The sequence below is a fragment of the Actinacidiphila sp. DG2A-62 genome (assembly GCF_035825295.1).
Taxonomy (GTDB): domain Bacteria; phylum Actinomycetota; class Actinomycetes; order Streptomycetales; family Streptomycetaceae; genus Actinacidiphila.
Genome location: NZ_JAYMGI010000002.1, coordinates 2,474,115 through 2,495,622 on the forward strand (window position 1 = coordinate 2,474,115; position 21,508 = coordinate 2,495,622).

21 protein-coding genes are annotated in these 21,508 nt (G+C 73.2%); 6 read left to right on the forward strand and 15 right to left on the reverse strand.

Annotated features, from left to right (window positions below; genetic code table 11):
* Positions 1–74 precede the first annotated feature (74 nt).
* From VSR01_RS11025 to VSR01_RS11045, 5 genes are all read right to left on the reverse strand, one after another.
* Entirely contained in the window at positions 75–1,277 is a 1,203-nt protein-coding gene (locus VSR01_RS11025) for a DUF475 domain-containing protein (RefSeq protein ID WP_326449084.1), read from the reverse strand.
* 60 nt (positions 1,278–1,337) lie between these two features.
* Positions 1,338–1,913 (reverse strand): TerD family protein, encoded by a 576-nt coding sequence (locus VSR01_RS11030; protein WP_326449085.1) that lies wholly within the window; start codon positions 1,911–1,913, stop codon positions 1,338–1,340.
* Between the two features lie 86 nt (positions 1,914–1,999).
* Positions 2,000–2,575 carry a TerD family protein gene (locus VSR01_RS11035; protein ID WP_326449086.1) on the reverse strand — a complete coding sequence of 192 codons (576 nt, stop codon included), beginning with the start codon at positions 2,573–2,575 and terminating at the stop codon, positions 2,000–2,002.
* A 256-nt stretch (positions 2,576–2,831) separates the two neighbouring features.
* A complete protein-coding gene (locus VSR01_RS11040) occupies positions 2,832–3,290 on the reverse strand; it encodes a peroxiredoxin (RefSeq protein WP_326449087.1) in 459 nt (152 codons plus the stop codon).
* A gap of 49 nt (positions 3,291–3,339) precedes the next feature.
* On the reverse strand, positions 3,340–3,780 hold the full coding sequence (locus VSR01_RS11045) for a DUF3052 domain-containing protein (protein ID WP_326449088.1): 441 nt from the start codon (positions 3,778–3,780) through the stop codon (positions 3,340–3,342).
* A gap of 338 nt (positions 3,781–4,118) precedes the next feature.
* Between VSR01_RS11045 and aceE the strand changes: the two genes are divergently transcribed.
* The 4 genes from aceE (at position 4,119) to VSR01_RS11065 (ending at position 9,801) form a co-directional block, all read left to right on the forward strand.
* On the forward strand, positions 4,119–6,866 hold the full coding sequence (aceE, locus tag VSR01_RS11050) for a pyruvate dehydrogenase (acetyl-transferring), homodimeric type (RefSeq protein WP_326449089.1): 2,748 nt from the start codon (positions 4,119–4,121) through the stop codon (positions 6,864–6,866).
* 275 nt (positions 6,867–7,141) lie between these two features.
* Complete coding sequence (locus VSR01_RS11055; RefSeq protein ID WP_442785435.1) at positions 7,142–8,335, forward strand: alpha/beta hydrolase; 1,194 nt, start codon at positions 7,142–7,144, stop codon at positions 8,333–8,335.
* Between the two features lie 133 nt (positions 8,336–8,468).
* Positions 8,469–8,819: an MmcQ/YjbR family DNA-binding protein gene (locus tag VSR01_RS11060; protein WP_326449090.1), complete on the forward strand. Its 351-nt coding sequence runs from the start codon at positions 8,469–8,471 to the stop codon at positions 8,817–8,819.
* Positions 8,820–8,961: 142 nt separating this feature from the next.
* Positions 8,962–9,801 carry a DUF4429 domain-containing protein gene (locus VSR01_RS11065; RefSeq protein WP_326449091.1) on the forward strand — a complete coding sequence of 280 codons (840 nt, stop codon included), beginning with the start codon at positions 8,962–8,964 and terminating at the stop codon, positions 9,799–9,801.
* A 108-nt stretch (positions 9,802–9,909) separates the two neighbouring features.
* On the opposite strand, the gene VSR01_RS11070 is transcribed toward VSR01_RS11065, so the two are convergent.
* The gene (locus VSR01_RS11070; RefSeq protein WP_326453592.1) at positions 9,910–10,905 is read right to left on the reverse strand and encodes an aldo/keto reductase; all 996 of its coding nucleotides are present in this window, start codon (positions 10,903–10,905) and stop codon (positions 9,910–9,912) included.
* A gap of 101 nt (positions 10,906–11,006) precedes the next feature.
* On the reverse strand, positions 11,007–11,552 hold the full coding sequence (locus VSR01_RS11075) for a MerR family transcriptional regulator (RefSeq protein ID WP_326449092.1): 546 nt from the start codon (positions 11,550–11,552) through the stop codon (positions 11,007–11,009).
* Positions 11,553–11,697: 145 nt separating this feature from the next.
* On the opposite strand from VSR01_RS11075, the gene VSR01_RS11080 reads away from it, so the two are divergent.
* Positions 11,698–12,513 carry a serine hydrolase domain-containing protein gene (locus VSR01_RS11080; protein WP_326449093.1) on the forward strand — a complete coding sequence of 272 codons (816 nt, stop codon included), beginning with the start codon at positions 11,698–11,700 and terminating at the stop codon, positions 12,511–12,513.
* A gap of 108 nt (positions 12,514–12,621) precedes the next feature.
* Here VSR01_RS11080 and VSR01_RS11085 read toward each other — a convergent pair whose 3' ends face one another.
* The 8 genes from VSR01_RS11085 to VSR01_RS11120 all read right to left on the reverse strand — a co-directional run bounded on the left by VSR01_RS11085 (position 12,622) and on the right by VSR01_RS11120 (position 20,155).
* A complete protein-coding gene (locus VSR01_RS11085; protein ID WP_326449094.1) occupies positions 12,622–13,368 on the reverse strand; it encodes a pirin family protein in 747 nt (248 codons plus the stop codon).
* 151 nt (positions 13,369–13,519) lie between these two features.
* Entirely contained in the window at positions 13,520–14,788 is a 1,269-nt protein-coding gene (gene fabF / locus VSR01_RS11090; RefSeq protein ID WP_326449095.1) for a beta-ketoacyl-ACP synthase II, read from the reverse strand.
* Positions 14,789–14,891: 103 nt separating this feature from the next.
* Positions 14,892–15,137, reverse strand: coding sequence for an acyl carrier protein (locus VSR01_RS11095; protein ID WP_326449096.1), 246 nt, complete (start codon positions 15,135–15,137; stop codon positions 14,892–14,894).
* Between the two features lie 69 nt (positions 15,138–15,206).
* Positions 15,207–16,217 (reverse strand): ketoacyl-ACP synthase III, encoded by a 1,011-nt coding sequence (locus tag VSR01_RS11100; RefSeq protein ID WP_326449097.1) that lies wholly within the window; start codon positions 16,215–16,217, stop codon positions 15,207–15,209.
* A 14-nt stretch (positions 16,218–16,231) separates the two neighbouring features.
* Complete coding sequence (locus tag VSR01_RS11105) at positions 16,232–17,161, reverse strand: ACP S-malonyltransferase (RefSeq protein WP_326449098.1); 930 nt, start codon at positions 17,159–17,161, stop codon at positions 16,232–16,234.
* 89 nt (positions 17,162–17,250) lie between these two features.
* Positions 17,251–18,456, reverse strand: coding sequence for a PucR family transcriptional regulator (locus tag VSR01_RS11110; protein ID WP_326449099.1), 1,206 nt, complete (start codon positions 18,454–18,456; stop codon positions 17,251–17,253).
* 15 nt (positions 18,457–18,471) lie between these two features.
* Complete coding sequence (locus tag VSR01_RS11115) at positions 18,472–19,482, reverse strand: NAD(P)-dependent oxidoreductase (protein WP_326453593.1); 1,011 nt, start codon at positions 19,480–19,482, stop codon at positions 18,472–18,474.
* Between the two features lie 178 nt (positions 19,483–19,660).
* On the reverse strand, positions 19,661–20,155 hold the full coding sequence (locus tag VSR01_RS11120) for a DUF3145 domain-containing protein (RefSeq protein WP_326449100.1): 495 nt from the start codon (positions 20,153–20,155) through the stop codon (positions 19,661–19,663).
* 325 nt (positions 20,156–20,480) lie between these two features.
* On the opposite strand from VSR01_RS11120, the gene VSR01_RS11125 reads away from it, so the two are divergent.
* Complete coding sequence (locus VSR01_RS11125; RefSeq protein WP_326449101.1) at positions 20,481–21,407, forward strand: SGNH/GDSL hydrolase family protein; 927 nt, start codon at positions 20,481–20,483, stop codon at positions 21,405–21,407.
* Positions 21,408–21,508 lie beyond the last annotated feature (101 nt).

The window sequence follows — 21,508 nt, forward strand, 5'->3', positions numbered from 1 at the left end:
CACGTCGGCACGGCGCTGCCCCCGCCGGGCGGCGGGGGCAGCGTGGCCGTGGGGCGGCCGGGAGCCGGCGGTGCTCAGACTCCCGACGTGACCTCGGCCTTGTCGTCCTTGTCGCCCGCCGCGGAGGATTCTTCCCCGAGCCGGCGGTTGCGTACCACCGAGGACCAGTAGGACGCCGCGATCAGGACAACGCCGACCAGGCCGGTGATGACCTCGCTCACGTCGTACTTGATGGTGATCAGCAGGATGACCGCCAGCGCGCCGATCGCGTAGTGGGCGCCGTGCTCCAGGTAGACGTAGTCGTCCAGGGTGCCCTTGCGGACCAGGAACACGGTGAGCGACCGGATGTACATCGCGCCGATGCCCAGACCCAGGGCGATCTCGAAGATGTCGTTGCTGATCGCGAACGCGCCGACGACGCCGTCGAAGGAGAACGACGCGTCGATGACCTCCAGGTACAGGAACATGAAGAACGCGGCCTTGCCGGCCAGGCCCACGACCTGCCCGGTGGTCGCGCCGGAGCGGGCCCGGACCGCGCCGCCCTGCTCCGCGCCCTCCTCGGCGCCGCCGTCCTCGGTCGCCTCGTCCTCGTCGTCGTCCTCGTCCTCGTCCTCTTCGAGGCGGTCCTCGAAGAAGCCGGAGATGCCGCCGACGATCAGATAGGTCAGCAGTCCGCCGACGCCGGCCAGCAGCACCGTCTCGGCCTTGTCGATGGTGCCGTGGCCGCCGTGCAGCGGGACCGCGGTGGCCACCGTGGTGCCGGCGATCAGCAGCGCGACCAGCGCGACGACGACCGAGAGCATGTCCAGCTTGCCCAGCCGGGCCAGCGGCTTCTCCAGCCAGCCCAGCCAGGTGATCTCGCGCTCCTCGAAGATGAAGTCGAGGAAGATCATCAGCAGGAACATGCCGCCGAAGGCCGCGATGGCCGGGTGGGCGGCGGTGACCAGCGACTCATAGCGGTCGTGGTCGTCGACCGCGACCCGCACGGCCTCCCAGGGGCTGAGCTTCGCGGTGACGGCCACGATGATGATCGGGAAGACCAGTCGCATGCCGAACACCGCGATGAGCACGCCCACGGTCAGGAACATCTTCTGCCAGAAGGCGTTCAGCTTCCGCAGGATGCCGGCGTTGATGACCGCGTTGTCGAAGGAGAGCGAGATCTCCAGGACGGAGAGGATCGCGACGATCGCCGCGCCCTTCGCCCCCCAGAGGATGCCGGCCAGGGCGAGGCCGGCGGCGGTGATGCCGAGCGACCAGCCGAATGTTCTGAGGAGCACGTGCTTTCCACCCAATCCCTTGTGACCCTTGAACCAAGGGGTCCCCCGCGCGAGGCGGCTTTACGAAACGTTGACCCCGAAGTCTAGGGCGATCCCGCGCAGACCCGACGCGTACCCCTGCCCCACCGCGCGGAACTTCCACTCGCCGTTGTACCGGTACAGCTCGCCGAAGATCATCGCGGTCTCGGTGGACGCGTCCTCGGTGAGGTCGTAGCGGGCCAGCTCGGTGCCGTCGGACTGGTTGATCACCCGGATGTAGGCGTCGCTGACCTGCCCGAAGGTCTGCACCCGGGCGTCGGCGTCGTAGATGGAGACCGGGAAGACGATCTTGTCGACGGCGACCGGGACGGCGGTCAGGTCGACCAGGATCGTCTCGTCGTCGCCGCCGGAGCCGCCCGTGAGGTCGTCGCCGGTGTGCTCGACCGAGCCCTCCGGGCTCTTGAGGTTGTTGTAGAAGACGAAGTAGTCGTCCCCCAGGACCCGGCCGTTCGCGCACAGCAGGGCGCTGGCGTCCAGGTCGAAGTCGGCCCCGGTGGTCGACCGTGCCCTCCAGCCCAGGCCGATCTGCACCTGGGTGAGGTTCGGCGCGGCCTTGGAGAGGGAGACGTTGCCCCCCTTGGCGAGCGTGACGCCCATCGCTGTTCTTTCCCCCTTGCTGTGTGGTGGCTCGGTGGCCGGGACGTCAGCGCCTGACGCCCCCGGCGGCTGTGGGACCGGCGGCCTCAGACGTTGACGCCGAAGTCCTGGGCGATGCCGCGCAGGCCCGAGGCGTAGCCCTGGCCGATGGCGCGGAACTTCCACTCGCCGCCGTGCCGGTACAGCTCGCCGAAGACCATGGCGGTCTCGGTGGAGGCGTCCTCGGTGAGGTCGTAGCGGGCCAGCTCGCGGTTGTCGGCCGCGTTGACGACGCGGATGTAGGCGTTGCGCACCTGGCCGAAGCTCTGCTGGCGGGTCTCGGCCTCGTAGATGGACACCGGGAAGACGATCTTGGCGACGTCGGCCGGCACGCCCGCCAGGTTGACGTTGATCACCTCGTCGTCGCCCTCGCCCTCGCCGGTGAGGTTGTCGCCGGTGTGCTCGACCGAGCCGTCCGGGCTCTTGAGGTTGTTGAAGAAGACGAAGTGCTGGTCGGACAGCACCTTGCCCTGGTCGTTGGTGAGCAGGGCGCTGGCGTCGAGGTCGAAGTCCGACCCGGTGGTGGTCCGGGCGTCCCAGCCCAGGCCGACGACGACGGCCGTGAGGTTCGGCGCCTCCTTCGTCAGTGAGACGTTGCCACCCTTGCTGAGGCTGACTCCCACGAGTCCTCTCCCGTCTTCCCGTCCGTGCGATGCCGCGTGCGGGCATCCTGCGCCGGTCTGCGTGCGGTACGCACGACCAACGTGCCGAGCTTAGTGACCGGTTCCCGCCCGCCGCAGGCCCCTGTCGCGGTACGTGCGGAGGTACGTGGCAGTACGTGACCCGTGCGTTCGGTGGTGCGTGACCCGTGCGTTCGGTGGTGCGTACGGGGGCGCGTGCTGCGGCGCCCGGGGTGGGCACGCGCGGGGCACGCGGGGCTCAGAGCGCGGCGAGCGCCTTCGCGTAGTCGTGGAGGTCCCTGGCCTCGGGCAGGCCGTTGACGATCGTCCAGCGGACCGTGCCCGACCGGTCCACGACGAAGGTGCCGCGCAGCGCGCAGCCCTTGTCCTCGGCGAAGACCCCGTAGGCGCGGGAGGCGGTTCCGTGCGGCCAGAAGTCCGAGAGCAGCGGGAAGTCCAGGCCCTCGGCGTCGGAGAAGGCGCGCAGCGCGTGCATCGAGTCGCAGGAGACCGCGAGCACCTGCACGCCGTCGTTCTGGAAGGCGGGCAGCTCGGCCTGCACGGCCCGCAGCTCGCCGGTGCAGACGCTGGTGAAGGCGAACGGGAAGAACATCACCACCAGGTGCTTGTCGCCGGCGAAGTCGGCGAGGCGCACCGTCCGGCCGTGCTGGTCGGGCAGGCTGAAGTCGGGGGCCGCGACACCGGCCTCGATCGGCAAATCGGCTCCTCGGGACTGTGGGGCAATGTCGCGACCCTGCGCCGGCGGGCTACCGCTTGGCGGCCTTCGCGGTCTTGGGCGTGACCAGGCGGCTGCCGGTCCAGTCCTTGCCCGCGTTGACACTGCTGGTCTGGGCCAGGCCGGCGGTCTGGGCCGCCTCGCCGATCTCGCTGGGCTCGACGTGGCCGTCGCGGCCGGTCTTGGGGGTCATGAGCCAGATCGGGGCGCCGGAGTCGACCGTCGAGGTGGCGTCGACCAGTGCGTCGGTGAGGTCGCCGTCCTCCTCGCGGAACCACAGCAGGACGGCGTCGGGCACGTCGTCGTAGTCCTCGTCGGCGAGCTCCTCGCCGGTCAGCTCCTCGATGCCCTCGCGGAGCTCCTGGTCGCAGTCCTCGTCGTACCCGAACTCCTGGACCACCTGTCCGGGCTCGAACCCAAGCCGGCTCGCCGGGTTGGTCCGCTCCTCCGCGTGGTCCGCGGTCGCGCTCACGCTCTGCCTCCTGTCATGGGTGCTCATGGTCTGTGTTGTGCCCCCGCGCGTGCGAGGTTATTGGCGGTAGTCCACACGGGCGGGGCGGATCGCGCAAGTACCCGGCGTACGAGAGCGCCGAAACGGTGATGATTCGCCCGTCTTCCCCGCAACCCGTACCCTCCATGGTGACGCAGATCACTCCGGTTTGCCGGTGTTGTGCACGATTGGCGGGAGGGGTCCCGCGGCGGGCGGCCGAGCGCGTCGGAGCCGGGGCCGGCGGGGCGTAGAGTTCACAAAGGCCCTGTGCGCGGCACCGGCTGAGCACGGCACCGACTGACGAGCAGCGAAGGAACAGCGTGGCTTCCGGATCAGATCGCAACCCGATCATCATTGGCGGCCTTCCCAGCCAGGTCCCGGATTTCGATCCCGAGGAGACGGCGGAATGGCTCGACTCCCTGGACGCGGCCATCGGCGAGCGGGGCCGTGAGCGGGCCCGCTACCTGATGCTGCGGCTGATCGAGCGCGCCCGCGAGAAGCGCGTCGCGGTGCCCGAGATGCGCAGCACCGACTACGTCAACACCATCGCCACCAAGGACGAGCCGTTCTTCCCCGGCAACGAGGAGATCGAGCGCCGCATCCTCAACGCCACCCGGTGGAACGCCGCGGTGATGGTCTCCCGCGCGCAGCGCCCCGGCATCGGCGTCGGCGGCCACATCGCCACCTTCGCCTCCTCCGCCTCGCTGTACGACGTGGGCTTCAACCACTTCTTCCGCGGCAAGGACGACGGCCGCGGCGGCGACCAGATCTTCTTCCAGGGCCACGCCTCGCCGGGCATCTACGCCCGCGCCTTCCTGCTGGACCGCCTCTCCGAGGCGCAGCTGGACGGGTTCCGCCAGGAGAAGTCCAAGGCGCCGAACGGCCTGTCCAGCTACCCGCACCCGCGGCTGATGCCGGACTTCTGGGAGTTCCCGACCGTGTCCATGGGCCTGGGCCCGCTGGGCGCGATCTACCAGGCCCGGATGAACCGCTACATGCACGCGCGCGGCATCGCCGACACCTCCGCCTCCCATGTGTGGGCGTTCCTCGGCGACGGCGAGATGGACGAGCCGGAGTCGCTGGGCCAGCTGTCCATCGCCGCCCGCGAGGGCCTGGACAACCTGACCTTCGTGGTCAACTGCAATCTGCAGCGCCTGGACGGCCCGGTGCGCGGCAACGGAAAGATCATCCAGGAGCTGGAGTCGCAGTTCCGCGGCGCCGGCTGGAACGTGATCAAGCTCATCTGGGACCGCTCCTGGGACCCGCTGCTGGCCCAGGACCGGGACGGCCTGCTGGTCAACAAGATGAACACCACCCCGGACGGGCAGTTCCAGACGTACGCCACCGAGACCGGCGCGTACATCCGCGAGCACTTCTTCGGCGACGACCAGCGGCTGCGCAGCATGGTCGCCAACCTCACCGACGAGCAGATCCTGCACCTGGGCCGCGGCGGCCACGACCACCGCAAGATCTTCGCGGCCTACACCGCGGCGCTGGAGCACAAGGGCCAGCCGACCGTCATCCTCGCCCAGACCATCAAGGGCTGGACGCTGGGCCCGAACTTCGAGGGCCGCAACGCCACCCACCAGATGAAGAAGCTGACGGTCGACGACCTCAAGCGCTTCCGGGACCGGCTGCACCTGCCGATCACCGACCGGCAGCTGGACGAGGGCTACCCGCCGTACTACCACCCGGGGCGGGACTCCGAGGAGATCCAGTACATGCACGACCACCGCAAGGCCTGCGGTGGCTACGTGCCCACGCGCGTGGTGCGCGCCAAGCCGCTGCCGCAGCCGCCGGACACGGTCTACGCGGCGGCGAAGAAGGGCTCGGGCAGCCAGTCGATCGCCACCACCATGGCGTTCGTGCGGGTGCTGAAGGACCTGATGCGGGACAAGGAGATCGGCAAGCGCTTCGTGCTGATCGCGCCCGACGAGTACCGCACCTTCGGCATGGACGCGTTCTTCCCGAGCGCGAAGATCTACAACCCGCTCGGGCAGCAGTACGAGTCGGTGGACCGCGAGCTGCTGCTGGCGTACAAGGAGTCGCCGACCGGCCAGATGCTGCACGACGGCATCTCCGAGGCGGGCTGCACGGCCTCGCTGATCGCGGCCGGCTCGGCCTACGCCACCCACGGCGAGCCGCTGATCCCGGTGTACGTCTTCTACTCGATGTTCGGCTTCCAGCGCACCGGCGACCAGTTCTGGCAGATGGCCGATCAGCTCGCCCGCGGCTTCGTGCTGGGCGCGACGGCCGGCCGCACCACGCTGACCGGCGAGGGCCTGCAGCACGCCGACGGCCACTCCCAGCTGCTGGCCTCCACCAACCCGGCGTGCGTGGCCTACGACCCGGCCTACGCGTACGAGATCGCGTACATCGTGCGGGACGGCCTGCGCCGGATGTACGGCGAGACCGCTGACGGCCGGCCCGGCGAGGACGTCTTCTACTACCTGACGGTCTACAACGAGCCGATCCAGCACCCCGCCGAGCCGGCCGACGTGGACGCCGAGGGCATCGTCAAGGGCATCCACCGGCTGAAGGCGGCCGAGGGCGGCACGATCCCGGCGCAGATCATGGCGTCCGGCGTGGCCGTGCCGTGGGCGGTGGAGGCGCAGCGCATCCTCGCCGAGGAGTGGAACGTGGCGGCCGACGTCTGGTCGGCGACGTCCTGGAACGAGCTGCGCCGCGAGGCGGTCGCGGTCGAGGAGCACAACCTGCTGCACCCGGAGGAGGAGCAGGCGGTGCCGTACGTGACCCGCAAGCTCTCCGGGGCGCAGGGACCGTTCGTGGCGGTCTCGGACTGGATGCGGTCGGTGCCCGACCAGATCTCCCGCTGGGTGCCGGGCCGCTACACCTCGCTGGGCGCGGACGGCTTCGGCTTCGCCGACACGCGCGGGGCGGCGCGCCGCTTCTTCCACATCGACGCGCAGTCGATCGTGCTGGCGGTGCTGACCGAGCTGGCCCGCGACGGCAAGGTGGACCGTTCGGCGCTCAAGCAGGCGGTGGACCGCTACCAGCTGCTGGACGCGTCGGCGGCCGACCCGGGGGTGGCGGGCGGCGACGCCTGAGCGGACCGGGCCGGGGCCGATCGGGGCTCGGCCGGGCGGGTGATCGTGAGAGGGGCTGGGCCGGCCGCGAGGACGGCCCGGCCCCTCGGCGTACCGCGCACCTGACCCGGTCGGCATATTCCGCGATCACACGTGATCTGAGTCACGCATCCTTCGGCCACCCCCGCGCGTTGTCTAGGCTGGAAGTAGGAGCGGCCGTCACCGACGGCACATCCCCCGCGCTCCCCGGCCACCGTCTCCGCCCGGCGCGGGACGTCTTCGCGAGGCTTCAGCGAGTGACCTTTCTGTATGAACGTCTGAGCACCACCTCCGTCCGCACCCTGCTGGCCCTGGCGGTCGTCTTCGTGATGCTCGGCACCACCGGCTGGACCGCGGTCCAGCCGCACGGGGTGACCAACGTCCGCACCGCGGCACTGGCCGCCTGGGCGCACGGCACGATCGGCGCCCGCAAACTGCCCTCGCCGGACTCCGCGCCCGGCCGGATCGCGCTGTTCTTCGCCACCTTGACCGCGGCCCAGCGCCGCACCCTGGCCGACCGCTACCCGCTGGTGGTCGGCAACCTCAACGGCGCCCCGCTGACACTGCGCTACCGCGCCAACCGCAAGGCGCTGGTCGAGGCCCGCGCCACCGAGCTGGCCCGCACCCGCAGCGACCTGCTCACCCCGGCCGGCCGCGACCTCGCCGAGCAGCTGACCGACCGCTACACCTCGCTGCTCGGCCACGGCCGGCAGATCCTCGCCTTCGACCCGACCGGCGTCGGCAAGGTCGCCGAGGTCTTCGGCGACCTCGGCTCGGCCCGCCGGGTGTCCATCGTGGTGCCGGGCGTGGACACCGACGTACTGCGCTTCGAGCGCACCGCCAAGCCGTACACCGCGCTGGACGGGATGGCACGCGCGCTGTACGCCCAGGAGCGGCGGGACACCCCGCGGGCCAGGACCGCGGTCATCGCGTGGGGCGACTACACCACGCCCAGCGGCGTCGACCTGGAGGCGTCCACCGGCAACCTCGCCGCGCGCGGCGCGATCCGGCTCAGAGCGCTGCTGACCGCGCTCCCCCAGCACCGCGACGTGGCGCTGTTCTGCCACTCCTACGGGTCGGTGCTGTGCGGGGTCGCCGCGTCCGACCTGGCGCCCGGGCAGGTCTCGGACATCGCGGTCTTCGGCAGCCCCGGGATGCGCGCCGGGCACGTCTCGGACCTGCACACCAGCGCCCACGTCTGGGCGGCCAGGGACGACGGCGACTGGATCAGCGACGTCCCGCACCTGGAGTTCGCCGGCCTCGGGCACGGGGCGGACCCGATGTCGCAGTCCTTCGGCGCCCGGCAGATCAGCGCGGCCGGCGCGCAGGGCCACCCCGGCTACTTCGCACCGGGCACCGCCAGCCTCGCCAACTTCGCCCGCATCGGTCTGGGCGACTATCCGGCGGTCGCCTGCCGCGACGGCCACCCGCACTGCGCCATGGGGCTGTGAGCACGACGGGAGCAAGCGGGGAGCGCGGCGGGAGCAAGCGGGACACCGCTGCAGCACCGCGGGACGCCGCGGGAGCACCGCGGATCAGCGACACCGAGCGCCCCGACCCGGGGCAGGGGGGACGTGAGCGGCCGTGACGACGTTCGAGGAGTGCCGGGAGGCGGCGCTCGGGCTGCCGCAGGCGCACGAGGAGATGACCTGGGGTGAGCACACCTTCCGGGTCGGCCGGAAGATCTTCGCCATGGGCGGCGAGGAGCCCGGCGGCGGCCGGCTGTCGGTGAAGGCGTCACCCGAGGAGCAGACCGCGCTGGTCGCCTCCGACCCCCGCACCTTCTCCGTCGCGCCCTACGTCGGCCGGTTCGGCTGGGTGCGGGTCGACCTCGCCGGGGCGGACCCCGCGGAGGTCGCGGAACTGCTCGCCGAGGCGTGGCGGCGCACCGCGCCGCTGGGGGCACCTCCCGGGCGCAGCTCCGGGGGATGGTGAAGGCCTTCGACGAGGCGCGTGGGGCGGGACGAGAAAGCTGAGAAGGGCGAGGCGATCGGCCGGTGACGTGCGGCGGAAAAGGCGGCGACGCGCGTAGCGCGGGCCAGGACTGTTGAGCGGTACCGGTCATAGGCTGATCCCTATGGGTGACGTGCTGGCCGGGAACAACGCCGTGTGGGAGTTCGAACCCGACGCGCTCGTGATCCGGTACAGCCGGGGCGTGCGCGGCGCCCGGCTGCTCCAGGCGCTCGGCGAGCGACGCGTCCCGCACGCCGCGCTGACCGGTGTGACGCTGGCCGAGGGGCGCCGTGGCACCGCCGTGCTGCGGGCGCTGCCGCGGCCCGGCGCGGACCCGGTGATCGAGGCGGCGGCCGGCCAGCTGAAGGAGGCCGCCGACCCCTATCGGCTGGTGCTGCCCGAGCAGTCCCGCACCCTCGGCGAGTTCTACCGCGACGAGCTGGCCGCCGCGCTCGCCGAGCGGGCGGCGGTGGACGGCGCGGCGCACGAACCGGCCGCCCGCTTCCTGGTCGAGCCGCCGCCGGTGCCGCGGTCGTTCAAGGCGTACGACGCCAAGGCGTACTTCGACGGGCGCACGGTCAGCTTCCGGTGGTTCTGGACCGGCGCGTCGACCGCGAAATGGCGGGCCGGCGACCAGACGTTCCCGGTCGAGGAGCTGCGCGGCCTGGACTGGCGCTCGCCGGAGCTGATGCACGGCCATCTGCGGCTGCTGGTCCGCGAGGACCCGGCGCGCCCCGCGCACCCGACCGCCGGGTCCCGTGGCGCGGCGGCCGGACCCGCGGGGCTCGGCGGACCGGCGGAAGCGGCCGACGAGGACGGCACCGCGCCGGTCGGACCGGGCAGCGCGGCCGACCAGGACCCGGCGGCGGTCGTCTTCGGCATGGGCTACGGGCCGGTGCACGAGTCGCTCCCGTTCGCCGCGGCGGTCCTGGCCGCGATCCGCGCCGCCCGCCCCCGGCCGTGACGGCGGCCCGGCCGCGCGAGCGGTGGTCCGGAGCGCCCGGCCGCCCGGAGCAACCGCCCCAGTCGCCCGGATCGCGTGGGCCAGCCGTCCGGGCCTGGTCCTGACGGCCTAGTCGCGGGACGCGGACGTGCTGGACATGTCCGGGTGGCGGTCGCCCGCGACGGCCGCGGCGATCGGCTCCAGCTCGGCCAGCTCGGCGTCGGACAGCGCCAGGAAGGCCGCGGCGGCGTTCTCCCGCACCCGTGCCGGCCTGCGGGTGCCGGGGATGGGCACGACGGTCAGGCCGTGCGCCCGCGCCCTGCTGTGCACCCAGGCCAGCGCGACCTGGCCGGGCGTCGCGCCGTGCGCCCGCGCGATCCGGCGGACCGGCTCCAGCAGGCCGGCGTTGCGGGCGGCGTTGTCGCCCGCGTAGCGCGGGTGGCCGTGCCGGAAGTCGTCGGGCGCCAGCTGCGCGTCCGCGTCCTGGAACGCGCCGGCCAGGAAACCGCGGCCGAGCGGCGAGTACGGCACGAACGCCACGCCCAGCTCCGCCGCCGCGGGCACCGCGGTCCGCTCCACGTCGCGGCTGAACAGCGACCACTCCGACTGGAGCGCCGCGATCGGGTGCACCGCGTGCGCCTCGCGCAGCTCCGCCCCGGTCACCTCGGACAGGCCCAGGTGGCGCACCTTGCCCTCGGCGACCAGCTCGGCCATCGCGCCGACCGACTCCGCGAACGGCACGGACCGGTCGTGCCGGTGCATGTAGTAGAGGTCGATCACGTCGACGCCCAGGCGCCGCAGGCTGGCCTCCACGGCCCGGCGGATGTACGCGGGCTCGTTGCGCACCTCCCGGCCGCCGCCGGGCAGCCGGTGGATGCCGAACTTGGTGGCCAGCGTGACCGCGTCGCGGTTCTCCCGCACGAACGGCGCGAGGAACTCCTCGTTGGCGCCCAGCCCGTACATGTCGGCGGTGTCGAAGAGCGTCACGCCCGCCTCCAGCGCCGCGGACAGCGTCCGCCGGGCCTGGGCGTCGTCGGTCTCCCCGTAGAACTCGCTGATGCCCATGCAGCCCAGTCCCTGGACGCCCACCCGCGGGCCGCCGGAGCCCAGCGCGACGCGGGGCAGCGGGGCGGGCGGCGTGAGGGCCGCCTGCGGCTCGGCGGTCCCGGGCGCGGCGGCGGTCCGGGGCGCGGGGCTGGTGCTGGTGCTGGTGCTGTGTGCGTCGGTCACGCGCTCGTCCTCCCGGGCACCAGGCAGGCGCCGTACGTGTCGATCTTGCGGTCCAGCACCGCGAGGGTGTCCTGCAGCTCGGCGATCCGCTGGAGCACGTCCGCGCGGGTCGACTCCAGCAGCGCCCGGCGCTGCGCGAAGGTCTGCTGGCCGGCCCTGACCATCTCGGCGTAGCTGACCATGTCGGCCACCGGCATCCCGGTCAGCCGCAGCTTGCCGACGAACGCCAGCCAGTCCAGGTCCCGGTTGCTGAACCGGCGCTGGCCGGTGTGCGAGCGGTCCACGTGCGGCATCAGCCCGATCCGCTCGTACCAGCGCAGGGTGTGCGCGCTCAGCCCGGTGAAGTCGGCGACCTCGCTGATCGTGTACTGGTCCTGCCCGTCGGGCCGCGGCAGCCCCACGGCGCGGGCGCAGTCGTTCGCCGCGCTGCTCGGCCCCCTGTCCACGCCCCCGCCGGTACGCCCCCTGGTGTCCCCGCCCGCGTCCTGGCGTGTGTCCGTGTCCCCGCCCGTTGTGCTCTGCGCCATCTGCACGACCGTCATGACCTCCACGCTAAGACCTTGGAGTGCACTCCAAGCAAGCGCCTCCGGGCGTCTCGGGGAGCGGGACGGAGCAGTCGCGCACCGGGGAGCGGCAGAGCAGCCCCGGCGTAGGAGCCGGGCCGTGGCACGCCCTAGGCTCGGGCGTATGGAGAGCCTGGGGTTGATCGCGCAGTGGCCGGTGCCGGAGGCGGCGGCCGTGGTGGTACGGCAGGACGGCTCGGTGGCCGGGACGTACGGCCCGCAGGACCGGCGGTTCGCGCTGGCCTCGGTGACCAAGCCGCTGTTCGCCTACGCGGTCCTGGTCGCGTACGAGGAGGGCGTCTTCGAGCTGGACGACCCGGCGGGCCCCGAGGGGTCCACGGTGCGGCACCTGCTCGCGCACACCTCGGGCCTGGCCTTCGACGAGCCGCGGGTGATGGCCGCGCCGGGCGACCGGCGGCTGTACTCCAACACCGGTTTCGAGGTGCTCGGCGACGCCCTGGCCAAGGCGACCGGCATCCCGTACGCGGAGTATCTGCGGCAGGCGGTGCTGGAGCCGCTCGGCATGACCGGCACGACCCTGGACGGCACGCCGGCGGCCGGCGCGGTGTCCACGGCCGCCGACCTGGCGGCCTTCGCGGCGGAGCTGCAGTCGCCGCGGCTGCTGCACCCCTCGACGGTGGTCACCGCGACGTCGGTGGCCTTCCCCGGGCTGAAGGGCGTGCTGCCCGGCTACGGGCTGCAGAACCCCAACGACTGGGGGCTCGGCTTCGAGATCCGCGGCGCCAAGTCGCCGCACTGGACCGGCGCGGGCTCCTCGCCGGGGACGTTCGGCCACTTCGGGCAGTCCGGGACGTTCCTGTGGGTTGACCCGGCCGCGCAGGCGGCGTGCGTGGTGCTCACCGACCGGGCGTTCGGGGCCTGGGCGCTGGAGCCGTGGCCACGGCTGACGGACGCGGTGCTGGCCGAGCTGCGGGGCTGAGGCGACGGGCCCGGCCGGGTCCGCCGGACCCCGCCAGACCCCGCCGATGCCCGGGGCTCGGCGGGGTCCGGCGCTCAGCCGATACCCGGGGCTCGGCGGCCCGGGGACTCAGCCGTACGACGGGCGGGCGTGCATCTCCCACACCAGGTACTCGGCGGGGCCCTCGGTGCGGGCGCGTACGCCGCGGGCGTCGGTGACGCGGGCGGCGTCGCCCGCGCCCAGCGCGGCGGTCCGCGTGCCCTCGACGAGGGTGAGCGCGCCGCGCGCGAGGTGGACATAGAGGTACGGCGCGTCCGGCAGCGCGGTGTCGGAGGCGGTGTCCGGGCGGGCGCCGTGCAAGGTCGCCGCGCGCTGGCGCAGGGGCGCGGGGGCGCCGCCGGGGGCTGCGGTGGCGGGAGCCGCCGGCTCGGCGCCGGTGGCCAGGACGCGCAGGCCGGGGCCCGGGGGCAGCGGCGCGGGCAGCGCGGTGTAGCGCGGCGTCCCGCCGTACGCGTCCGGGTGCAGCCACATCTGCAGGAAGCGCAGGGGCCCGGGGCCGGCGTTGCGCTCGCTGTGCCGGACCCCGCCGGCGGCGCTCAGCACCTGGAGGCCGCCCGCGCCGAGCAGCGCGGAGTTCCCCTCGGCGTCGCGGTGTTCCAGCTCGCCGTCCAGCACCCAGGTGACGATCTCGGTGTCGCGGTGCGGGTGCTCGGCGAACCCCGCGCCGACGTCCAGGGCCTCCTCGTTGCACGCGGACAGCAGCCCGAATCCCACGTTCCCGGGGTCGTAGTGCCCCCCGAACGAGAACGCGTGCAGCGTCGCCACACCCTCCGCGCCGCCTTCGAACCGCCGCGCCCCGGGCCACACCTCGATCACTCACTCACCCTAAACCGCCCCGACGGCACACGACGCCGGGCGCCGGCGAAGACCGACGGCGCGGGGCCGCGCCGTAGAGATGGCCGCGGCCCCGCGCCGGGGAAGGGTGTCCAGGAGTCGGCGCCAGGTGTCAGGAGCCGGGCGCCGTGGGTCAGACGGCCAGCGTGCGCAGGGCCAGAACGACGTTGTGCCCGCCGAAGCCGAACGAGTCGTTGAGCGCGGCGATGGTTCCCGCCGGGAGCGGGCGGGGGGCGCCGCTGACGACGTCCGCGTCCACCTCGGGGTCGGGGTCGGTGAGGTTGATGGTCGGGGGCGCCAGCCGGTTGTGGAGGGCGAGGACGGTCGCCACCGTCTCGATCCCGCCCGCGCCGCCGAGCAGGTGCCCGGTCATCGACTTGGTCGCCGAGATCGCCATGTGGTCCACGTCGTCGCCGAACACCCTGCGCAGCGCCTTGATCTCCGCCACGTCGCCCTGCGGCGTCGACGTCGCGTGCGCGTTGACGTGCGCGATCTCCGCGGGCTTGAGGTCGGAGCCGTCCAGCAGGTGCTGCAGCGCCGCGGCGATGCCGCGGCCGGTCGGCTCCGGCTGGGTGATGTGGTGCGCGTCCGCCGAGATGCCCTGGCCGACCGCCTCCACGTACACCCGCGCACCGCGCGCCGCCGCGTGCTCCGCGGACTCCAGCACGATCACGCCGGCGCCCTCGCCGAGCACGAAGCCGTCGCGCCCGGAGTCGTAGGGGCGCGAGGCGCCCTGCGGGTCGTCGTTGTTCTTGGACATCGCCATCATGTTGCCGAAGGCGACGATGGGCAGCGGGTGGATCGCCGCCTCGGTGCCGCCCGCGACCACCACGTCGGCGCGGCCGGTGCGGATCATCTCGATCGCGTAGCCGATGGCCTCCGCGCCGGACGCGCACGCGCTGACCGGGGTGTGCACGCCGGCCCGCGCGTTGACGTCGATGCCGACGTTCGCCGAGGGGCTGTTGGGCATGAGCATCGGCACGGTGTGCGGGGACACCTTGCGTACGCCCTGGTTCTTCAGGATGTCGTACTGGTCCAGCAGGGTGGTCACACCACCGATGCCGGACGCGATGACCGTGCCGAGCCGGTCCGGGTCGATCGCCGGGTCGTCGCCCGCCTTGGCGGTGAAACCGGCGTCCGCCCATGCCTCGCGCGCGGCGATCAGCGCGAACTGCGCGCTGCGGTCCAGCTTGCGGGCCACCGGGCGGGGCAGCACCTCGCCCGGCTCGACGGCCACCGGCGCGGCGATCCGCACCGGCAGCTCGGCCGCCCACTCCTGCTCCAGCGTCCGCACGCCGGAGCGGCCGGCCAGCAACGCCTCCCAGGTCGACGCGCTGTCGCCACCCAGCGGTGTGGTTGCTCCGATACCGGTGACGACCACGGTGCGATTGGTCGGGCTCACAGGAATGTCTCTCCACGTCTAGAAGGGCGGGCGACAGTCGCGTCGTCCGAGGTGCTCGTCCGGGGCTCGCGGGCGGCGGCCCCGGCACGGAAGGCTACGGGTGTCAGCCCTGGGCCTTCAGGATGTAGTCGACCGCGTCGCCGACCGTCTTGAGGTTCTTGACGTCGTCGTCCGGGATCTTCACGTTGAACTGCTCCTCGGCCGCCACGACGACCTCGACCATGGACAGCGAGTCGACGTCGAGGTCGTCGGTGAAGGACTTGTCCGGCTTGACGTCCTCGGTGGGGATGCCGGCGATCTCGTTCACGATGTCGGCAAGACCGGCGACGATCTCTTCCTTGGTGGCCATGTGTACGGCGCTCCTTGTGTTCAACCAGGTGGTACGGCGGGCGGGACTGCGCCGCCGCGGGGTTGGTGCCTAGGGGAGGGTAACGACCGTGGCCGCGTACACCAGACCCGCCCCGAAGCCGATGACCAGCGCGGTGTCCCCGCTCTTGGCCTCGCCCGAGGCGAGCAGCCGCTCCATCGCGAGCGGGATGGACGCCGCCGAGGTGTTGCCCGTGGTCTCGATGTCGCGGGCGACCGCGACGTGGTCGGGAAGCTTCAGCGCCTTGATCATCGAGTCGATGATCCGCATGTTCGCCTGGTGCGGGATGAAGACGTCGAGCTGGTCCGCGGTGATCCCGGCGGCGTCCAACGCCTCCTGGGCGACCTTCGCCATCTCGAACACCGCCCAGCGGAAGACCGCCTGCCCCTCCTGGGCGAGCGCCGGGAAGCGCACCTGGCCGGGATCGGCGTCCCGGTAGACGTCCCACGGCAGCGTCTGGGTGATGGTGTGCGACTTGTCGCCCTCCGAGCCCCAGACGGTCGGGCCGATGGCCGGCTCCTGCGAGGGGCCGACGATGACCGCGCCCGCGCCGTCGCCGAAGAGGAACGCGGTGCCGCGGTCCTCCTTGTCGGTCAGGTCGCTCAGCCGCTCCACGCCGACCACCAGCACGTGCGTGGCGGTGCCGTCGGTGATCATGCCCTTGGCGAGGGTCAGGCCGTAGGTGAAGCCCGCGCAGCCGGCGGAGATGTCGAACGCGGCGGGCTTGCCGGCGCCGATCCGGTGCGCGATCTCGGTGGCGACCGCGGGCGTCTGCTTGAAGTGCGAGACGGTCGCGATGATCACCGCGTCGATGTCCGAGGCGGCGATCCCGGCGTCGGCGATCGCCTTGCCGCCGGCCGCCAGCGACATCTCGGTGACGGTCTCCTCCGGGCCGGCCCAGTGGCGGCTGGCGATCCCGGAACGGGACCTGATCCACTCGTCGCTGGACTCGATGTGCTCCAGGATCACCTCGTTGGGGACCACCCGGGTGGGACGGTACCCGCCGACGCCGAGGATCCGCGCGTACGGAGCGCCCTTGCTGGGACTGATCTTCGCTGCCATGGTGCGAACGGCTCCTATTCGGCTCGTGCTTGTGCGGTACCGCCGAGCTCGGCGGCCAGCGCACGCGCCGCGTCGAGGTCGTCCGGTGTCTTCAGCGCGAGGGTCCGTACCCCGGGCAGCGCCCGCTTGGCCAGACCCACCAGCGTCCCGCCGGGCGACACCTCGATGATGCCGGTGACGCCGCGCTCCTGAAACGTCTGCATGCACAGGTCCCAGCGGACCGGGTTCGACACCTGTGCGACCAGCCGGCCCACCACGGCCGCCCCGCTGTCCACCACCCGGCCGTCGGCGTTGGAGACGTACGGCAGCCGCGGGTCGCCGGCCGCCAGGTCCGCGGCCAGCTCCTCCAGCACGGACACCGCGGACGCCATGTGGCCGGTGTGGAAGGCGCCGGCCACCTTCAGCGGGATGACCCGCGCGCCCTCGGGCTTGTCGGCGGCCAGCGCCGCCAGCTGCTCCGCGGTGCCGGCGGCCACGATCTGCCCGGCGCCGTTGATGTTCGCCGGGGTCAGTCCCAGCTTGTCCAGGTGCGCCACGACCTGGTCGGGGTCGCCGCCGAGCACCGCGGACATGCCCGTGTCGGTCACCGCCGCCGCGTCGGCCATCGCCCGGCCGCGGGCCGCGGTGAACGCCATCGCGTCGCGCTCGGACAGCACCCCGGCCAGCGCGGCCGCGGTGATCTCACCGACGCTGTGTCCGGCCACCAGGTCGGGGGACGCGCCGAGCGCCGCGGCCGACAGCAGGCCGGCGGCCACCAGCAGCGGCTGCGCCACCTTGGTGTCGCGGATCTCGTCCGCGTCGGCCTTGGTGCCGTAGTGGGCGAGGTCGAGCCCGGCGGCGTCGGACCAGCCCGCGAGGCTGTCGGCGACACCGGGGAGTTCGAGCCAGGGGGTCAGGAAGCCGGGCGTCTGGGCGCCCTGGCCGGGAGCGACGAGTACGAGCACCCTCACACTCTCTCTCGCGGGCAGCCCTGACCGCCCGTGGGGACAGGGACCAAGAACTGTCGGGCGATTTGTGGGTGTCCAACAAACGCTCAGGAGGGCCTGTCCGCATCGGACAGTCGGCCCAGGATGAGCGCGATGCGCAGGGTGAACGCCGAACGCACGTCGGAGGGTGACCATCCGGTGACGTCGGTCACACGTCGGAGCCGGTAGCGGACGGTATTCGGGTGGACGAACAGCATCCGGGCGGCGCCCTCCAGTGACGACGCCTGCTCCAGGTAGACACTCAGCGTCTCCAGGAGTGCCGACCCGGCCTCCTCCAGCGGCCTGTAGATCTCCTCCACCAGCTGGGCCCGAGCATAGCGGTCGCCCGCCATGGCGCGCTCCGGCAGCAGGTCGTCGGAGAGCACCGGTCGCGGCGCGTCGGGCCAGGCCGCGCACGCCTTCAGGCCGGCCGCCGCGGCGCTCGCCGAGCGGGTCGCCGCGAGCAGGTCGCCGACCACGGGGCCGGCCACCACCGGGCCCGGCGCGAACGGTCCGAGCAGGGCTTTCGCCACCTTGATCGGGTCGTCGTCGCCGCCGGCGATGACCACCAGGCGGTCGCCGAAGACACCGGTCAGCACCTGCAGCTTGGCGTGCCGCGAGGCCCGGCGGATCGCCTCCACGGTCAGCTCGCTGTCCCCGTTGGGCGCGGTGCCGAGCACCACCACGATGTGGTCGGGGGAGTTCCAGCCCAGCGCGGCGGCCCGCGACAGCACGCCCTCGTCGGCCTCGCCGGACAGTACGGCGTTGACCACCAGCGACTCCAGCCGGGCGTCCCAGGCGCCGCGCGCCTCGGCGGCCTGCGCGTAGACCTGCGCGGTGGCGAAGGCGATCTCGCGCGCGTAGACCAGCAGCGCCTCGCGCAGCACGGCCTCGTCGCCGGGCGCGGCCACCTCGTCGATGGCCGCCTCCATCACCTCGATGGTGGTGCGGACCATCTCGACGGTCTGCCGCAGCGAGATCGCCCGGGTCAGCTCGCGCGGGGCGGTGCCGAAGACGTCCGTGCTGATCGCCTGCGGCGCCTCGGGGTGGCGGAACCATTCTGTGAACGCCGCGATACCGGCCTGCGCGACCAGGCCGATCCAGCTGCGGTTCTCCGGCGGCATGGCGCGGTACCAGGGCAGCTGGGCGTCCATCCGCGCGATGGCGTGCGCGGCGAGGCGGCCGGCGGACTTCTCCAGGCGCCGCAGGGTCGCGGAGTGGTCCGCGTGGGGCGGGGCGGCGGGCTGCTGCGGCGAGGGGGAGTCATCGGGCACGGTCCCTAGCCTGCCTCATCGCCTGCGGCGCGCGCTGCAAGGGGGTGACTTGCCCCCACTCACCCCACTCCGCCCCCCGCGGGGACCGGCCGAGCGCCGGGCGTCGCCCCCGAGGGGCGCGGGGAACTGCTCCCCTGGTGGGTCAGCGCCCAGCGTCGGGGTGGCCGGGGGAAAGCTGGCGAAGTAGGACGCGGACATGTCCTGCGCGCCGTGGCCGAGTTCCGCCGCGCGGCGGAAGCGCTCCACGCCGGCCGCGGCGAGGTCGAGGCGGACCCCGGCCTCCTGCGCCGCCGCGACGATGAGCCGCAGGTCCTTCCCCGCGCCCTCCACCGTGAAGTTCGGCGTGTAGTCGCCGGTCAGGATCGCCTGCGACTTCGCGCGGAGGTAGCCCATGTCGAGCGGGCCGCCGTCGATCGCCTCGAAGAACCGCTCGGGGTCCACGCCCAGGCCGTGCGCCAGCGCGACCGTCTCAGCCGTGGCGTTGGTGACCGCGAGCACCCAGTTGTTGAGGACGAGCTTGAGGCTGCTCGCGGCGCTGCCCGTCGCGTCCTCGCCGAGCCAGATGGTGCCGCGGCCGATCGCGTCGAAGACCCGTTCCGCGACCGGCCGCGCCGCCTCCGGCCCGGCCGCCAGCACGGTCAGCCGGCCGGACTCCGCGACCGCGCGGGTGCCGAGCACCGGCGCGTCGAGGACGAGGACGCCGAGTTGCTCGCCGAGCGCCGCCAGCTCGGCCTGGCCGGCCTGCCCGACGGTGCTGCACTGCGCCCACACCGCGCCTCCTCGCAGCGCGGGGGCCGCGCGGTGCATCACGTCGAGCACCGCGGCCCCGTCGAGCAGCATGGTGACGACGGCGTCGGCGTCGCGTACCGCCGCCTCGGGGTCGGCGACCACCCGCACGCCGGCGTCGGCGAGCGGGCGGGCCCGGTCGATCGTACGGTTCCAGGCGCGGACCTCGTGTCCGGCCGCCGCCAGGTTGCGCGCCATGCCGGCGCCCATGATGCCGGTGCCGAGCACCGCGACGGTCAGCGGCCGCGATGCGGCCCCGGAAGGAGAACCGGAAGGAGAAGCGGAGGCCGCGGAGGACGTGGAGGATGCGGAAGAAGACGTGGAAGACGTGGAAGGGGACGCGCCGTCAGCTCCGGGCGCGGCGGGGGCGGGTGACGCAGCGGTAGGTGCCATGTCCGCCAGGCTATGCCGTGGCCGCTCAGACCACCTGGTGCAGCCAGCGCACCGGCGCGCCCTCGCCCGCGTAGCGGAACGGCTCCAACTCGTCGTCCCACGGCTTGCCGAGCAGCCGGGACAGCTCGCTCTCCAGGTCGGCCTCACCCTTGTGGGCGCGCAGCATGGCCGCGCGCAGCCGGTCCTCGGGGATCAGGATGTCGCCGTGCATGCCGATGACCGCGTGGAAGATGCCGAGGTCGGGGGTGGCGCTGTAACGCTCGCCCTCCGCGGTGGCGCAGGGCTCCGCGGTGACCTCGAAGCGCAGCATGTGCCAGCCGCGCAGCGCCGAGGCGAGTCTGGAGGCCGTGCCGGGCTGGCCCTGCCAGGAGAACTCGGCGCGCCAGGTGCCGGGAGCGGCGGGCTGCCGGACCCAGTCCAGGTTCACGCGCACGCCGAGGACGCCCGCGACGGCCCACTCCACATGCGGGCACAGCGCGCGCGGCGCGGCGTGCACGTACAGAACTCCACGTGTCGTCACCGGTACCTCCAGTGTGGGACGAGGTTCGCCTTCCCCAGCGGCCTCAACACCCGAACCGGCTGCTCCCGGGCCAACATGAGACATTCTGCACTATTCATCACAATCAGGACAACAAGCACCACGGGCGCCCGGCGCCCGCCGACCTCCTGTCAGTTCCCGCGGGGTGTCAGGGAAAACGCTACCGTGCGGCGTCTTCCCGGGAGTGACGTACGGTCGGGCTGACGGCAGATGTCACCCGCTCGCCGGAGAGGAGCACCGGATGCGACCGAGGGCACGGCGCTTGGTGGGGGCGGCCGTCGCGGCCGTTCTCCTGGGCGGATGCGGCGTGGGCGGATCGCACGCCGACCGCGGCGCGCCCGGGGCGGGGACGCCGACCGTACACATCTCGGATTCCGCGGGAGCCGCCGGCGGGGGCCGCGACGCCGGTGCCGCGCCGGCCACCACGCCGACGGGAGCGCCGACAACCGCGCCGACGAGCGCGCCGACCACCCCTGCGACCACCGCGCCGGCCCGCCCCTGGAACCCCCACCCGCGGTCGGTCGCCGCGATCGGCGACTCCATCACCCGCGGGTTCAACGCCTGCGACCCGTACTCCGACTGCCCCGACGCGTCCTGGGCGACCGGCGACGGCGGCACCGTCGACAGCATCAGCGCGCGGCTCGGCGACTCCGCGCACAGCTGGAACCTCGCCGTGTCCGGGGCGCACGTCGCCGACCTGCCGGGCCAGGCCCGCGAGGCCGCCGCGCACAAGCCCGCCATGGTGACCGTGCTGATCGGCGCGAACGACGTGTGCGCGCCCGACACCGACGCGATGACGAGCGTCGCGGACTTCCGCGGCTCCTTCGCGGCCACGCTCGCGTACCTGCACAGCACGCTGCCCGGCACCCAGGTGCTGGTGGCCAGCATCCCCGACCTCGAACACCTGTGGCGGATCGGCCGGGACAACGTGGTGGAGCGCCAACTGTGGCGGCTCGGCCTGTGCCCGACGATGCTCGGCGACGCGACCTCGCAGTCCGCGGCGGCGCAGGCCCGGCGCGCCGCGGTGACCGACCGGATCGCCGCGTTCGACACGGTGCTCGCCCAGGAGTGCGCGCGCTACGCCCGCTGCCGCTACGACGGCGGCGCGGTCCACCGGTACGCCTTCACCTCGGGCGAGTTGAGCAGGTGGGACTGGTTCCACCCGAACAAGGCCGGGCAGGCGGAGCTGGCCCGGATCCTGGCGGGTGTGCTGCTGTCCACGACGACGCCGTAGGTCCGGGGGTCCCCTGGGCCCCTGTCCGCTGGTTGGTACGGCCCGCGCGTCCCGACCCGCGGGCTCGTACGGCCCGCGCGTCCTGGCCCCGGGGTGGGACG